Origin of the sequence: Rhizobium sp. BK313, assembly GCF_014193655.1 — a bacterium.
In the GTDB taxonomy this organism is placed as follows: domain Bacteria; phylum Pseudomonadota; class Alphaproteobacteria; order Rhizobiales; family Rhizobiaceae; genus Rhizobium.
This window is the reverse complement of the sequence record NZ_JACHZQ010000003.1, coordinates 748,920-763,967: the sequence shown is the minus strand read 5'-3', so window position 1 is coordinate 763,967 and position 15,048 is coordinate 748,920. Positions and strand designations below refer to the sequence as shown.

Genomic DNA, 15,048 nt, shown 5'->3' with positions numbered 1-15,048 from the left:
ATATCACGGCACGCTGGGCTTGAGAGCGACAACAGCTCTCGCGCTGAATTTATGAAGATCTCATGCTGGTCTGAACACTTGAAACAGGCGGACATCGGCTCGTGGATATGACGGACACCAGCCTGCCGCCAAAAGCCGTAAACGTGCGAAAGCGCGCCACCTGCAATCATTTCAAGTTCTGTGAATGCAACCTGTCATCATTCCCTTAAGCATTGATTAAATTTTTAACCAAAGCTCTCAGCTGAATCGGGTGGATGACGAAAGGCGGAATACGTTTTCTCTTTCCACCTCGCCGCGAATCCACGAAAATGCAGATATGGCTATCAAGCAACTCTCCGAAACTCTGATCAACCAAATCGCCGCGGGCGAAGTCATCGAACGACCGGCAAGTGCTGCCAAGGAGTTGATCGAAAATGCGCTTGATGCTGGGGCGACGCGCATCGAGATCGCAACGGCCGGCGGCGGCAAAGCGCTACTGAGGGTCAGCGACAACGGTTCCGGCATGGAGCAGGCAGACCTGGAGCTGGCCGTCAGACGGCACTGCACTTCAAAGATTTCCGATACTCTGGAGGACATCCGCACCCTCGGCTTCCGCGGCGAGGCACTGCCCTCGATCGCCTCGGTAGCGAAGCTGTCGATCGCCAGCCGAAGACCGGACAGCGATGGCGGCGCCGAAATTGCGGTCGCTGGCGGCAAGGTGCTGCATCTGCGCCCGGCTGCCGCCAATCCGGGTACGATCGTCGAGGTGCGCGACCTGTTCTTCGCGACCCCGGCGCGGCTGAAATTCCTGAAGACGGAGAAGGCGGAAGCCGCCGCGATCACCGAAGTGGTCAAGCGTATGGCGATCGCCTTCCCGCAAGTGCGTTTCGTGCTCTCGGGCAGCGACCGCTCGACGCTGGAATTTCCGGCCACCGGCGAGGATCATCTCGCCCGCATGGCGCAGGTGCTTGGCAAGGAGTTCAAGGACAACGCCATCGAGCTCGACGCCGCGCGGGAGGATGTGAGCTTGACTGGTTATGCCGGCGTGCCGACCTTCAATCGTGGCAACTCGGCACATCAATATGCCTTCGTCAACGGCAGGCCAGTGCAGGACAAGTTGATCCTGTCGGCGATCCGTGGCGCCTATGCCGAGACGATACCCTCCGGCCGTTATCCCGTTGCGGTTCTCTCGATCACGCTCGACCCGGCCTTCGTCGACGTCAACGTGCATCCGGCGAAATCCGATGTCCGTTTCCGCGATCCCGGTCTGGTGCGCGGCCTGATCGTCGGCGCCATCCGCGAGGCCCTGGCGCGGGAGGGCGATCGTGCGGCGACAACGGGCGCCGACGGCATGCTTCGTGCCTTCAGCCCCGGCCGTTCCGGTTTCCAGCCGACATGGCGGCCGTCGACACCCACCACATCCTGGACGCCTGAGGCTTCGCCATCCAGACCCTATCAGCCCTCGACGAACGGATATGGATTCGGTGAGCGGCCCCAAGGCGCCTTCGACGGCCTCGCCATGCCGACTGCTCGCGCCGAAACCGCCGCGCCAATCGAACCCGTACGCATGGAGGAGCCAGCTCGGTTCCCTCTGGGTGCGGCTCGCGCCCAACTGCACGAGAACTACATCGTCGCACAGACCGACGACGGCCTCGTCATCGTCGACCAGCACGCGGCGCACGAGCGGCTGGTATTCGAAGAAATGCGCAAAGCCCTGCATTCGAAGCGGCTGTCTTCACAGGTCCTGTTGATCCCGGAGATCGTCGATTTGCCTGAGGAGGATTGCGACCGGCTGATGGTATTTGCCGACGGGCTTGGCGAACTCGGCCTCGCCATCGAGCGTTTCGGTCCCGGCGCGATTGCGGTGCGCGAGACGCCGGCGATGCTCGGCGAAGTGGATGCGCAAGGGCTGATCCGGCAGTTGGCCGACGAGATCGCCGAGTGGGACACCGCCTCCGGCCTTGCCGCCAAGCTGGAATATGTCGCTGCAACCATGGCCTGCCACGGCTCGGTGCGCTCCGGCCGACGGCTGAGGCCTGAGGAAATGAACGCCCTGTTGCGGCAAATGGAGTCAACGCCCGGCTCGGGCCAGTGCAATCACGGCCGGCCGACCTATATAGAGTTGAAGCTCTCCGATATCGAACGGCTGTTCGGACGAAGCTGATAACGGACGCGACTGAAAGAACTGGAAAAGTCTGGCCTGCCGGGGTATGGCAGACAGGTGACAAACATCAGGGACGGCATCAGATGAATCTTTTTGAGGGACATGGAAACCGCGAGGCGAAGATTCGCTATCTCGACGGCGATTTCCAAATCCTCATGCCCGGCTCCTATGTCGTCTGCGCCATGACCGGCAAACACATCGCGCTCGATGAACTCCGCTATTGGAGCGTCGCCCGGCAGGAGCCCTATGCCGATGTAATGTCTTCGCTGGAAGCCGAAAAACGCGCCGGCGCGCTGCCGAACCAGAAGCGCTAACCGCTGCGATCCCTATTTTGCTTTCTGCCCTTCGCGTAGCCGCCGTTCGCGGGCGGCTGCGATCGCCCGGTCGATGATCAGAGCCGGCGCGCGGCGATCATCAAAGACCATATCGATCTCGATGACGCGGCAGGCCCCCAACAGCTCTTCGGCGCGGCCGTGATGGCCGATCAAGCGGACATAGTCCTTGGAGGTAGTGACGATCTCCAGGCCTTCCCGGGCGGCGATATCGAGAATATCAGCTATGTCGTCTTCGCCCAGATGTTCGTGATCACCGAACGTACGGCCGACAACGATGCTGGCCCCCAATGACTCGACCGTGCGGAAGAATTTGGTGGGATCGGCAATACCTGCGAAAGCGAGCACGTTCCGGCCCTGCAGATCCTCCTGCCCACGCACCTTGACCGATGCTGCGAAAAAAGGCTTCCCGGCTCGCGCCGCCATGCGCACGATACGGTCGGCAGCATTGCCTTCACCGACTTTCAGCAGCGCCGAGGCATAGCGCAACTGTGTCCGCAGCGGCGCACGCACCGGCCCACTGGGAACGAGGTAGCCATTGCCGATACCTCTCGTGGCGTCGATGACGACCAGAGCATAGTCGATGGCGAGTTGCGCGCTCTGAAAGCCGTCATCCATGATGATGAGGTCGGCACCCTCGCGCACCAGCCGCTCCGCCCCCTCGAAGCGGCGGCGCGAGATCACGGTCAATGCTTCGCGGGCGAGCAGCAGCGGCTCATCGCCGACCGCTGTGGCGTGGTGGTGATGCGGATCGACGACGGTTGTCACGTCAAGCGAGCCGCCATAGCCACGGCTGAGAAAGCCCGGCTTCAATCCTTTTGTCTTGGCGGCACGGGCAATCGTCAGCGCCGTTGGCGTTTTGCCGGCGCCACCCACCGTAAAATTTCCAACGCAGATGACCGGTACAGGAACGGAGGCGCGACGGCCATGCGCCATGCGATGGCCGGCAATGCGGCCGTACAGAAATGAAAAGGGCGAAAGCCCCCAGGCGCGCCAATCCGGCTTCCGCCACCAGAAAGGCGGTGCTTCCGATACCATAGTCTAATCCCGCCTCACGCCCGCTGCTTCCCCTACGATCTGAGCAAGGCGGCAAGAAAGGGCAGATCGGATGAAAAAGCAAGCCTATGCTTTGGTCACACCGGCAGGGCGAGAGGCAGCAGGCTTTCCAGCTCGGTAATGTCATTCAGGCAATAATCGGATGCGGCTGCAAGCGATTCACGCGATCCGGTGCCAGTCAGCACACCGATCGTAAGACCTGCACCGGCATTGTGCCCCATGTGCAGATCGTGATTGTTGTCGCCGACGACCGCGATCTGTGAAGGGGAAAGACCTGTCGCTTCGCAGAAACCGAGCACCATTCCTGGCTCCGGCTTAGTTCCGAAACCGCTGTCGTAACCGGCGATATAATCAAGATATTCGAGGAACCCGAAGCGGCGCGCCGTCTGGCGGATGGAGCGCTCATTGTCGCTGGAGGCAACGCCCAGCTTGTATCCACGCTCGTGCAGGCGGAGAAAGAAACCGGCGAGGTCGGTGACCGGCGCAGAGAAGTCGGCGGCATGGGAAAATAACGCATCGAGCCTTTCCGTCAGCTCCGTCACGTCCATCCTGGAGCCGGCAGCAACGAGGCCCTCGGATATCTGGCGGGTATTGCCGGCGGCAAGCAGGCTGTCGGGCACGATATGGCCGGTGACCGGGTCCATGCCGCAGGCCAGAAGCAGATGATTGGCAAGTGCGGCATCACCCTGGGCGGCAATGCTGGCAAGTTCGCGATTGACCGGCAACCAGCTCTCATCATAGTCGAGCAGCGTGCCGTCCTTGTCGAAAAGAATGCCCGCGATCGTACCCAGCTTGATTGCCCTCATAGAGCGCTCCCTTTATCCCTGCGCCATCGTCTTCGGCAGCAACCGCGCCTTCACCGTCAGCGGGTTGATGTAAGGTTCCAATCCCTTGATGGTCGCTGCCAGCGCCCCACGCATCTCGTGTACGGCGATGTAGCCGGCATCGATCATGCCGCGCCGCGCCGCATCGTTACTCAGCAGGTAATGCACGCCCCTCGCCAGCATCTCGGTATCGCGCACCATGCGGGCGCTGCCGCGGCGAGCGAGCAGTTGGTAGGCGTCGCGAAAATTCTGAACATGGCCGCCCGATAGGATGGCGCAGCCGAGCATGGCCGGCTCCAGCGGGTTTTGTCCGCCTTCGTTGAGCAGCGACTTGCCCATGAAGGCAACTTCGGTCATGCGCAGATAAAGACCCATTTCGCCGATCGTGTCGCCGAGGAAGATATCGACATCCGGCGACAACACGTCGTTGCGGGTACGGCGCGCCACTTTCAGCCCTTTCTCGACGAGCATCGCCTCAATCGCGTCGCAACGTTCGGGATGGCGCGGCACGATGATGGTCAACTGACCGTTATGCTCTTTCAGAGTCTTGTGGACGACCGCAGCGGCACTCTCCTCACCCTCGAAGGTCGAGACTGCGGCCCAGGTTTTGCGGTCGCCGATCTGCTTCATGTAGCGGGCAAGGGTCGGCGCATCATAGGGCGGTGCGTCGGTGTCCACCTTGAGATTGCCGGACTTGATCACTTGCCGCGCACCGAGATCACGAAAGCGCTCGGCATCGAGATCGGACTGGGCGACGACCAGCGCAAGGTTTTCGAACAATGCTTCCGAGAGCGAAGGATGCCGGCTCCAGCGAGCAGAAGAGCGGTCCGACAAGCGGGCATTGACGAGGATCTGCGGGATGCGCCGGCGACCAAGTTCCATGATGGTCATCGGCCAGATCTCGGATTCGGCGATGATGGCACAATCCGGCTGCCAATAATCGAGGAAGCGGCCGATGGCAGGTTTCAGGTCGAGCGGCACATATTGGTGGATGACCTCGTCGCCAAGACGCTCTTGCGTCACCTTGGCCGACGTGATGGTTCCGGTGGTGAGAATGACGTGGATGTCGCGGCGGCGAATTTCGCGGATCAGCGGAACGACCGCCGAAGTCTCGCCGACGCTTGCCGCATGAAACCAGACAAGCGGTCCCTGCGGGCGGTTGGCGCTGGCGTAACCGAAACGCTCCAGCCGACGAGAGCGGTCTTCCTTGCCCTTGGCGGCGCGGAAGGCGAGATAAGGCCCGAGAAGGGGATAGATCGCAATCCCGCCAAAGCGGTAGGCACCCAAAGCGAGGCGCGCCCTGAGGCTGCTCATCTCGATTGCCTCCGATCCAAGCTGATCGTCATCGATGCCAAATCCCAATTGTCTCACGGCCGAAAGATCGGCCGATTCTTCGTTCTGATTGCGTCAAAAATACTGCGCCATAGCCGGATTGAAAACGACAACGCCCATCCGGACGGTAATATCAAATGCAAAATGAAGCGGAACGCGGCCTCACGAGGAAGCCTTGTCCTGCGGATCAAGCAAGCGATGCAGGTGGACGATGAAATACCGCATATGGGCATTATCGACGGTCTGCTGAGCCTTCGACTTCCAGGCAGTCAGCGCGCTCGCATAGTCGGGATACATGCCGACAATGTCGAGTTCGTTCAGATTGCGGAACTGTACTTCCTCGAGATTTTCCAATTCCCCGCCGAATACGAGGTGCAAAAGCTGCTTTTTGCCGCTGGTAACAGTCATTTTCGTCTCTTTCTGCTGTCGTCCCCCTCCGCTCTTCCTCTGCGGGATTTTGACCAAAAGGTCAACCATCTCGTCTGTGGGAGAGCTGGCGGAGGAATTCCGGCAGCCGTGCCGCCGGCGCGCCGCAGAGTTCGCCATGCGAAACATCGACGCGATTGTAGGCGAGCGGATGGCCGAAGAGATCAACCAACGCCCCGCCCGCCCGTTCCAGAATGAGATCGGCGGCAGCGAGATCCCAGTCGTGGGAATTGCGTTTGACGATGGTCCCTTCCAGCCGGCCATCGGCGACCATGGCCAGACGATAGGCGAGCGAAGGCACATGCTTCACCCGTTCGATCGTCTTGCGGAAATCCGCATCGAACCCGTTCAACATGTCCTCAGCGGTGGCAAGCCTGTGGACATCATGTTCCAGCCTGGCGGAAACCGCGATCGGCTTACCGTTCTTCAGCGCCGGGCCGCCGGCCGTCGCAAGGAACAGTTCGTCCAGCGCCGGCGCATAGAGCACGCCGGCGGTGGGGCGCCCATCCGTCACCACTGCGACGCTGACACACCACAGCTCGAGCCCCGACAGAAACCCGCGCGTGCCGTCGATCGGATCGACAACGAAGAGGGTCGCATGCGACAGCCGCTCTGCATCGTCGTCGGTCTCTTCCGAAAGCCAGCCATAGTCCGGTCGCGCGGGGCGCAGGATGGAGGCGAGCTTTTCGTTGGCCGCAAAATCAGCGGCGCTGACGGGGGAGCGACCTTCGTTCTTCCACCAGACCTCCGGCGATTGCCGGAAGAAGCTTAGAGCGATTTCGCCGGCTTGGCGTGCCGCTTCAACGATCAAATCGAGATCGCTCAGTTGGCCGACTAAGTCCCTATCGCTCATTCCCAAATTCCAATCTCCGGCTCAGCGCCCAGCCAGCGTCATGCCTTCGATGGCGAGCGTCGGAGCCGCAACACCGAAATCGCGGTCGATATCGTTTGCCGGCGTCACGCGCATGAACATGTCCTTGAGGTTGGAGGCGATCGTCACCTCCGAAACCGGGAAGGTCAGTTCGCCGTTCTCGATCCAGAAACCGGTAGCGCCGCGACTGTATTCGCCGGTGATCATGTTGACGCCCTGGCCGATCAGCTCGGTGACGTAGAAACCGTTGCCGACATTGCGGATCAGCTCTTCCGGGGAAATATCGCCCGGCTCCAGCGCCAGATTGGTGGAGGACGGAGAAACCGCCGTGCCGCCACGTGCGCCGCGGCCGTTGGTCCTCAGACCACCGATCTCCCGCGCCGTTGACGTAGACAGGAACCAATGCTTCAACACGCCGTCCTCGATCATCACCAGCCGCTTGCCCGAGACACCTTCGCCATCAAAGGGGCGTGAGGCTGGGCCGCGCACGATCAAGGGATCGTCGGTTATCGACAGGCCGGCCTTCAGCACCTGCTCACCCATCTTGTCGCGCAGAAAACTGGTTTTGCGCGCGACGGATGCCCCGTTGATCGCGCCAGCAATATGACCGACGAAACCGCGCGCCACGCGCGGATCGAAAACAACGGTCACGTCCTTGCCGGTCGGAACTTGACGCGGGTTGAGCCGCTTGACCACCCGCTCGCCGGCGCGGCGGCCAATGTCCTCGGCTGGGTCCAGCTCGGCGAAATAGAGGCGGCTGTCGAAATCGTAGTCACGCTCCATGCCGGTGCCTTGACCGGCTATGACGCTGACGGAGCGGCTGAAGCGCGAGCCCATATAGTGACCGGCAAAACCATGCGACGTGGCGAGCACCATGCCGCCCATACCGGCAGATGCACCCGCGCCCGAGGAGTTGTTGACGCCCGGGACAGCCAGGGCAGCCTCTTCCATCGCAAGCGCTGCCTCGCGCAATTGAGCCGACGAGACCTCGGTCGGGTCGAAGAGTTGGAGATCGGGATAGGTCTTGGCAAGATCGGCTTCATCGGCGAGGCAGGCGAACGGATCTTCCGGCGAGACCTTTGCCATGGCGACGGCGCGTTCGGCGAGCGCCTTTAAGTCGAAGCCAGGATTGGCGGAGACGTTGGCGACACGATTGCCGATAAACACCCGCAGCGAAAAATCATCGCTTTCGGAAGATTCGGTGCCCTCGACCGCGCCGAGGCGAACGCTGACGGATTGCGCCCGCGAGCGCACGACGACGGCATCGGCCGCATCCGCCCCGGCTTTCCGGGCGAGGTCGATCAACTGGCTGGCACGGGAAAGCAGAGTGGAGGAATCGATTTCTGAGGACATGATTTGGCCTTTCCTTCGCGTTCCATTTATTGTGCACTACATAAAGCATCAAGGGCGGCCACGCCGATTCTTGTCCGAATGTCTTCACGCATGGTTGTTTCTGATGACTATGCGCTGCCACACCGCCTGCCTACAGAAAGAAACAGACGATGTCCGCGCCTAATGCTCTCTTTACCGAAACCCTGATGCTGCTCGGAGGTGCCGTCGTCACGGCGCCGATTTTCAAGAAATTGGGACTGGGAACCGTGCTCGGTTACCTTGCCGCCGGCGTCGTCATCGGCCCGGTGCTGCACGGCATCGGCGACGGCGAATCCGTGTTTGCCGTCGCCGAACTCGGTGTCGTCTTCCTGCTGTTCATCATCGGCCTGGAGTTAAAGCCGTCGCGCCTGTGGCAGATGCGGCGCGATATTTTCGGCCTCGGCACGGCCCAGGTGGTCTTGAGCGGACTTGCGCTGACGGTCATGGCCTATCTCGCTGCTATCACCGGCTGGCGCGGCAGCATCATCGTCGGCTTCGGCCTGGCGCTGTCCTCGACCGCCTTTGCCATGCAGATCCTCGAGCAGGACGGCGACGTCAACACGAGGTACGGCCAGCGTTCCTTTTCAATGCTGTTGCTGCAGGACCTGGCGATCGTGCCGCTGCTTGCCCTGGTAACGGTTCTCGGCGGACCGACGCAGGCTTCCAATCCGATTTTGGACTTTGCCATCGCCGTGGGCGCCGTCGCGGCGATGATCATTGCCGGTCGCTATCTGCTGACGCCGCTGTTCCAGGTCATTGCCCGCACCGGCGCGCGCGAGGCGATGATTGCGGCCGCCCTGCTCGTTGTCATGGGATCAGCGACATTGATGCAGCTTGCCGGCCTCTCCATGGCGATGGGGGCCTTTCTCTCGGGCGTGATGCTCGCCGAATCTTCTTACCGCCACGAGCTGGAAGCGGATATCGAGCCCTTCCGTGGCGTGCTGCTCGCCATTTTCTTCATTGCAGTCGGCCTTTCGCTGAAACTCCAAGTGATTCTCGACAACTGGGTTCTGATCGTGCTCGCCGTGCCGGTCATGATGGTCATTAAGGCGATCGTGATCTATGCGCTGTGCCGCGTGGCGGGCTCGTCGCACAATGATGCGGTTCGTATCGCCGGACTGCTGCCGCAAGGCGGTGAATTCGGCTTCGTGCTGTTCAGTGCCGCCAGTATCAGCGGACTCTTCTCGGCCAACACTGCCTCGACGCTGATCGCCATCGTCACGTTATCAATGGCGCTGACGCCGCTGAGTGCGGCACTCTCGAAGCGGCTGGTCAAGGGCGACACGCAGGAGGAACTGGACGAGGATTTCGAGGGCGCGGGCTCCGACGTGCTGATGATCGGCTTTTCGCGTTTCGGCCAGATCGCCGCGCAGATCCTGCTCGCCGGCGGCCGCGACGTCACCGTCATCGACTTTTCCGCCGATCGTATCCGCCAGGCCGCCAGCTTCGGGTTCCGCATTTATTTCGGCGACGGCACCCGCAAGGATGTGTTGCGCTCCGCCGGCATCGACCGCGCCAAGGTCGTCGTCGTCAGCACGCACCAGCGCGAGATCACCGACAAGATCGTCGAGCTGGTGCAGACGGAATATCCGCACGCGCGCATCTTCGTCCGCTCCTACGATCGCATTCACTCGATCGCACTGCGCAACAAGGGCATCGACTATGAACTGCGTGAGACGCTGGAATCCGGCCTACTCTTCGGCCGCCGTACTTTGGAAGCCCTCGGTGTCAGCGAGACCCAAGCCTTTGAGATCGGCGAAGATATCCGCAAGCGCGACGAACAGCGGCTGGTGCTGCAGACGAGCGAAGGGCTGCAGGCCGGGGGCGACATGCTCTATTCACGGCCGGTCAAGCCGGAACCGCTGGTCAAACCGAAGCGCACCGCCGATGTTTTCAACGACGACGACGATCTCTCCGCCATGCCGGAAGAGGAGCCGGAACGGGCTTAATTTTTAGCCGTAATCACCCGGTCGAGGGCGAATTTCAGCTCGTCCTTGACCCCTGCGGACATGGCGAGGATATCGCGGGCCTTCAAGAAATCGAGCACGCCGGTGCGGCCGACGGACGGCCTCAAGAAGATTTGCGGCGCCAGCAGCCGCAGCTTCAGAGCGATATTGGACTGCATTGTCAGTTGCCCGGCACCAAACAGGCTCTCGATGCGGTTCGGAATATGGGTGCCATCGCCTTCCGGTCCGCCGACGACGTCGATGCCGATGATGACGTCCGCAAGCCCGGCCAGATGTTCGTAGGGAACGGGATTCATGATGCCGCCGTCGATCATCACGCGGTCGCCGACCTTGACCGGCATGAAGACGGCGGGGATGGCGGCGGAGGCGGCCAGCACCGGGAAAAGCTCGCCTTTTTCGGTGACGACTTCGGCCTGATCGTAATAATCCGTCGTCACGACCTTCAGCGGGATGTGCAGCTCGGAGAAATCCTCCGGAAAGGTCGGAGGCATGAAAGCGCGCAGGATGCGTTCGAGATTGAACTGGCCGATCCGGAAGCTGCGCATGTTTGCGGGCCGCAGGCTCCAGATCTTGTTGAGAACAGCCGGACGGTTGCCGACCGTGGCGAGCGTATAGTCACGGATTTCCGCGCCGCTCATGCCGGCTGCCATGGCCGCACCCATGATCGAGCCGATGGAGGCGCCGGCGATCGCGACCGGGCGAATGCCGAGCTCGTCCAACGCTTCGATGATATGGATATGGGCGAGCCCACGCGCACCGCCGCAACCGAAGGCGACGGCAACACTCGGCGTGCTGGATGTCGCGAGCGTATAATCGCTCCCAACAAAATCGGCATAGTCGCCCATGATCCTCTCCCTCCGCCGCTAGGCCTGTCGAGGCTGATAACGGAAGAAATGCATTTTACTGTCGCCGAAGGTCCGCTCTTCAAGGAAGAGAAAATCCGGCGCGACGGCAACCGTGACGTCGGCGCGCTCCTCGAGGATCGCCAAGGCTCCCGGCACCAGCCAGCCGCCGGCAGCGGCAGCGGCGAAGGCCTTTTCGCCCAGACCCTTGCCATAGGGCGGATCGGCAAAGAGAAAATCGAAGGGCTCCAGATTGCCGACGCTGCCGAGATCGGTGGCGTCGCGCCTCAGCATGCGCGTGCGGCCATGCAGGCCGAGCGCGTCGATATTCTCCCAGAGCAGGCCGCGGCCCTCGACGCTGCTTTCGACGAATAGGACATGGCGGCAGCCGCGAGAGGCAGCTTCCAGGCCAACGGCGCCGGTACCGGCAAAGACGTCCATCATCCGCGTGCCATCGATGGCTTCGGGATAGGCATGGCTCAATATATTGAACAGGCTCTCGCGCGTGCGGTCCGCTGTCGGGCGAATGTCGTTCGACTTCGGCACCGCAAGCGACCGACCGCGAAACTCACCGCCGACGATCCGCACCGCGCATCAACCCCTTCCGCCCTTTGGGCCGCCCCTGCCGGAACCGCCGCGATTCGGGCCACCGCGGCCAGGACCACCAGACGGGCGACCAGCCCCACCGGGCTTGCCCGAGAAGCCGCGTGCACCGCCCGGCTTTCCACCCGGCTTGCCGCCAAAGGACTTTCCGCCACCCGGCTTCTTGCCGAAGGGCTTGCCGGCCGGTCTGTCGCCGAAAGAACGCTCGCCCTGCGGGCGATCGCCAGAAGGCCTATCGTCACGGGGCGGACGATCGCCGCGCGGACGCTCGGAACGCTGCTCGCCATCGAAGGACCTGGCGCGCGGACGCTCGTCGCCCTCGGCGCGGGGCCGGCGGTCACCACGGGGACGATCGCTGAATGGCCTATCGCCACGGGGCTTGTCACCATACGGACGATCACCGCGCGGCTTGTCGCCGAAGGGCCGGTCGCCGCGAGGCGGACGATCCCCGACTGGGCGATCACCGCGAGGGCGTTCGGAGCGAGCTTCGCCCTGGAAGGATTTCGCGCGAGGGCGGTCACCACCCTCGGGGCGCGAGCCGCGCGGACGGTCGCCCTGTGGGCGGTCGCCGCGGGGACGATCACCAAAGGCTCGATCGCCCCGGGAGCGCTTGCGGTCGAAACCCTCATCATCGCCGCGCGACTTGCGCGGAGCTTCTTCGCTCGAACGGATCCATTCGCCATCCGCCTCATCGACGCGATTGACGCGAACGCGGGGGCCTTCGTCCGGACGGTCGAAGCCGCTGCGCTGCGGACGCTCCGGCTCACCGCGCCTGGAGGCGGTCTTGGCATTCTTGGCGGCCTTCAGCGCGGCCTTTTCGCCAAGCGGACGGGCGCCGGGCGCCATCCAGACATTGGCGCTGCGGCGCGCGCCGAGCGGCTGCCGCTTCGGGCGGTCGTCCTCTTTGCGGCCACCTTCGCGACGTCCTTCGTCACGACGATCATCGCGCTTGGTATCGAGACGGCTTAGGGCGCGCTCACGCTTATCCTCGGGCCGTTCGCGCCGCGGGCGCTCCTCTTTCGGAGCGCGGGCGGGCTTGGCGTCCGCTTCGTCCTCGGGGGCAACGGCCGAGGCATTGTAGAGCGGCGCATCGAAATTCGCCTTGGCGTCTTCGACCAGACGGGGACCGAGCTGATCGCGCAGTGTGCGGCCGCGTACCTCCAGCACCCGGCCTTCCGGCAGCTCGCCGAGCTGGAACGGGCCGTAGGAAATACGGATCAGGCGATTGACCTCGAGGCCGAGGGCGCCCAGCACGTTCTTGATTTCGCGGTTCTTGCCTTCACGCAGGCCCATGGTGATCCAGACGTTCGACCCTTGTGTGCGGTCGAGTGTCGCCTCGATGGAGCCATAGAGCACGCCATCGACGGCAATGCCTTCCTTTAGCTTGTCCAGAGCTTCCTGATCAATCTCGCCATGGGCGCGCACGCGGTAGCGGCGCAGCCAGCCGGTGGTCGGCAGTTCCAGAACACGAGCAAGTCCGCCGTCATTGGTCAGCAGCAGCAAGCCTTCGGTGTTGATGTCCAGACGGCCGATCGACATGACGCGCGGCAGCTCTTCCGGCAAATTGTCGAAAACGGTCGGACGCCCTTCTGGATCGGCATTGGTGGTCACCAAGCCCGCCGGCTTGTGATAAAGCCACAAACGCGTGCGCTCGATGCCGCGGATCGGCACGTCGTCCACTTCGATCTTGTCGGTGAGAGTCACGTTGACGACCGGTGTATCCAGCAACACGCCGTTCAGCTTTACGCGGCCATCCATGATCATGCGTTCGATGTCACGGCGCGACGCTACGCCAGCGCGCGCCATCACCTTGGAAATGCGCTCGGCTTTTCCATCTCCGCCTTCCGCCTCTGCCACCGCCTTGGCGGGCGCAGCCTTCATCGCCTTGGCGTCGTCGCGCGTTTTCGCCGGCTTCGTCTTGACGTCGCGTGTAAAGGGTTTGGACCCAGGCCGCTTGGGCTTGTCATTCATTGTCATTTGTTGTTTGCCTGAATTTTTAAGGCGTGTTCCTATCAGGTCACGCCCCCGCGGTTAAGTGGAAAATCTTAAATGATGAATACAAATCACTTCATGGAGCTGGCGCTCGCCGAAGCGCAGAGCGCCGGGGCGCGTGGTGAAGTGCCTATCGGAGCAGTCCTCGTGCTCGACAACGCCGTCATCGCCAAGGCCGGCAACCGCACCCGCGAACTCAACGACGTCACCGCGCATGCCGAAATCACTGTGATCCGCATGGCCTGCGAGGCGCTTGGCCAGGAGCGGCTGACGGGTGCCGATCTTTATGTGACGCTGGAACCGTGCACCATGTGCACGGCCGCCATCTCGTTTGCCCGCATCCGCCGCCTCTACTACGGCGCGGAAGATCCGAAAGGCGGCGGAGTGGACAATGGCGTGCGCTTCTATCGCCAGCCGACCTGCCATCACGTGCCGGAGGTCTATTCCGGCATGGCCGAACAGGATGCGGCTGATATTCTCAGGGAATTCTTCCTGCAAAAGCGCATGGAAGACTAAAAAGCGGCGGACTTGGCCGCCGCTTCAGCTAGAAAAGACTTACTGGAACGGCTTCCACCAGCTACTTGTCTGCTGCGCGGCCTCGGCGTCCTTCTTGCGCTGCTTTTCCTTCTTGCTCTCGGGCGTACCGAGATCGTTCAGCGCAGCCTGATCGGAAACCTGACGGTATTGCTGCGGCGGGTCGATCAGGTAGCGGCGCTGGTCGATATAGGTGCCGTCCTGATCCTGTCGTGCGGCGCGATAAGCAGCCGTTTGCTGCGCCTCGGTCACGCGATTGCGGCCGCTATCGGCCTGCGCAAGCGGCGAGCGATAGTTGACGTCGTTCTTGTTCTGATCGGCTTCGTCGGCCAGGCGCTTACGCGCGTCTTCCGGTGATTCCACCCAGGCCGGATTGTCCTTGCTCGCCAGCGACTGCTGCGGTGCAGTCAGGCTTTCCCTATCCTTCTCGGCTGGAAGAACCAGGCCAGGACGGTTCGGATACTTGACACCCTTGTCCTTTGGCGTGACGGCCGAAACTGACGCGATGTCGCTGATATCGTCGAAGAGCTGCTCGCCGGCGGTCTTATCCGTGCCGTAGCGTGGGCTGCTCATGCAGCCGGACATCAGACCGCAGCCAATCAAGAGTGCCGCCAAGCTGACGCCGACACGAACCCTATGCATCGCTCTCATGAAAACCCTTCCCAGCCATGCCGGTACAACTATCGCAGAACCCCAATTCAAGCCATCTGCCGCAAAAATCGGGCCATTTTCAGGCAGCTTTTACCGGATGAACG

14 protein-coding genes are annotated in these 15,048 nt (G+C 62.3%); 4 read left to right on the top strand and 10 right to left on the bottom strand.

Going from position 1 to position 15,048, the window contains the following annotated elements; translation table 11 throughout:
- The first annotated feature begins 316 nt into the window (after window positions 1–316).
- Entirely contained in the window at window positions 317–2,143 is a 1,827-nt protein-coding gene (gene mutL, locus FHT86_RS20095; RefSeq protein ID WP_133708576.1) for a DNA mismatch repair endonuclease MutL, read from the top strand.
- Window positions 2,144–2,226: 83 nt separating this feature from the next.
- Window positions 2,227–2,457 (top strand): DUF2093 domain-containing protein, encoded by a 231-nt coding sequence (locus tag FHT86_RS20090; RefSeq protein ID WP_028750554.1) that lies wholly within the window; start codon window positions 2,227–2,229, stop codon window positions 2,455–2,457.
- Between the two features lie 12 nt (window positions 2,458–2,469).
- Here the strand turns inward: FHT86_RS20090 and lpxK are convergent, their stop codons facing one another.
- The 6 genes from lpxK to FHT86_RS20060 form a co-directional block, all read right to left on the bottom strand.
- On the bottom strand, window positions 2,470–3,513 hold the full coding sequence (gene lpxK / locus FHT86_RS20085; RefSeq protein ID WP_133708575.1) for a tetraacyldisaccharide 4'-kinase: 1,044 nt from the start codon (window positions 3,511–3,513) through the stop codon (window positions 2,470–2,472).
- 95 nt (window positions 3,514–3,608) lie between these two features.
- Complete coding sequence (locus FHT86_RS20080) at window positions 3,609–4,337, bottom strand: HAD family hydrolase (protein ID WP_133708574.1); 729 nt, start codon at window positions 4,335–4,337, stop codon at window positions 3,609–3,611.
- 12 nt (window positions 4,338–4,349) lie between these two features.
- Window positions 4,350–5,669, bottom strand: coding sequence for a lipid IV(A) 3-deoxy-D-manno-octulosonic acid transferase (waaA, locus tag FHT86_RS20075; RefSeq protein WP_133708573.1), 1,320 nt, complete (start codon window positions 5,667–5,669; stop codon window positions 4,350–4,352).
- Between the two features lie 180 nt (window positions 5,670–5,849).
- The gene (locus FHT86_RS20070) at window positions 5,850–6,095 is read right to left on the bottom strand and encodes a DUF4170 domain-containing protein (protein ID WP_133708572.1); all 246 of its coding nucleotides are present in this window, start codon (window positions 6,093–6,095) and stop codon (window positions 5,850–5,852) included.
- A 61-nt stretch (window positions 6,096–6,156) separates the two neighbouring features.
- Window positions 6,157–6,966, bottom strand: coding sequence for a 3'(2'),5'-bisphosphate nucleotidase CysQ (locus FHT86_RS20065; protein ID WP_133708571.1), 810 nt, complete (start codon window positions 6,964–6,966; stop codon window positions 6,157–6,159).
- 21 nt (window positions 6,967–6,987) lie between these two features.
- On the bottom strand, window positions 6,988–8,337 hold the full coding sequence (locus FHT86_RS20060) for a TldD/PmbA family protein (protein ID WP_133708570.1): 1,350 nt from the start codon (window positions 8,335–8,337) through the stop codon (window positions 6,988–6,990).
- Window positions 8,338–8,486: 149 nt separating this feature from the next.
- Between FHT86_RS20060 and FHT86_RS20055 the strand changes: the two genes are divergently transcribed.
- Window positions 8,487–10,304: a monovalent cation:proton antiporter-2 (CPA2) family protein gene (locus FHT86_RS20055; RefSeq protein WP_133708569.1), complete on the top strand. Its 1,818-nt coding sequence runs from the start codon at window positions 8,487–8,489 to the stop codon at window positions 10,302–10,304.
- On the opposite strand, the gene FHT86_RS20050 is transcribed toward FHT86_RS20055, so the two are convergent.
- From FHT86_RS20050 to FHT86_RS20040, 3 genes are read right to left on the bottom strand one after another with little or no spacing between them, the layout of a single operon-like run.
- Window positions 10,301–11,167 (bottom strand): patatin-like phospholipase family protein, encoded by an 867-nt coding sequence (locus FHT86_RS20050; protein ID WP_133708568.1) that lies wholly within the window; start codon window positions 11,165–11,167, stop codon window positions 10,301–10,303. The genes FHT86_RS20055 and FHT86_RS20050 overlap by 4 nt on opposite strands.
- 18 nt (window positions 11,168–11,185) lie before the next feature.
- The gene (rsmD, locus tag FHT86_RS20045) at window positions 11,186–11,752 is read right to left on the bottom strand and encodes a 16S rRNA (guanine(966)-N(2))-methyltransferase RsmD (RefSeq protein ID WP_133708567.1); all 567 of its coding nucleotides are present in this window, start codon (window positions 11,750–11,752) and stop codon (window positions 11,186–11,188) included.
- Between the two features lie 6 nt (window positions 11,753–11,758).
- Window positions 11,759–13,744, bottom strand: coding sequence for a pseudouridine synthase (locus tag FHT86_RS20040; protein WP_133708566.1), 1,986 nt, complete (start codon window positions 13,742–13,744; stop codon window positions 11,759–11,761).
- Between the two features lie 72 nt (window positions 13,745–13,816).
- Between FHT86_RS20040 and FHT86_RS20035 the strand changes: the two genes are divergently transcribed.
- Entirely contained in the window at window positions 13,817–14,275 is a 459-nt protein-coding gene (locus tag FHT86_RS20035) for a nucleoside deaminase (RefSeq protein WP_133708565.1), read from the top strand.
- Window positions 14,276–14,314: 39 nt separating this feature from the next.
- On the opposite strand, the gene FHT86_RS20030 is transcribed toward FHT86_RS20035, so the two are convergent.
- A complete protein-coding gene (locus FHT86_RS20030) occupies window positions 14,315–14,944 on the bottom strand; it encodes a hypothetical protein (RefSeq protein ID WP_133708564.1) in 630 nt (209 codons plus the stop codon).
- Window positions 14,945–15,048: the final 104 nt, after the last annotated feature.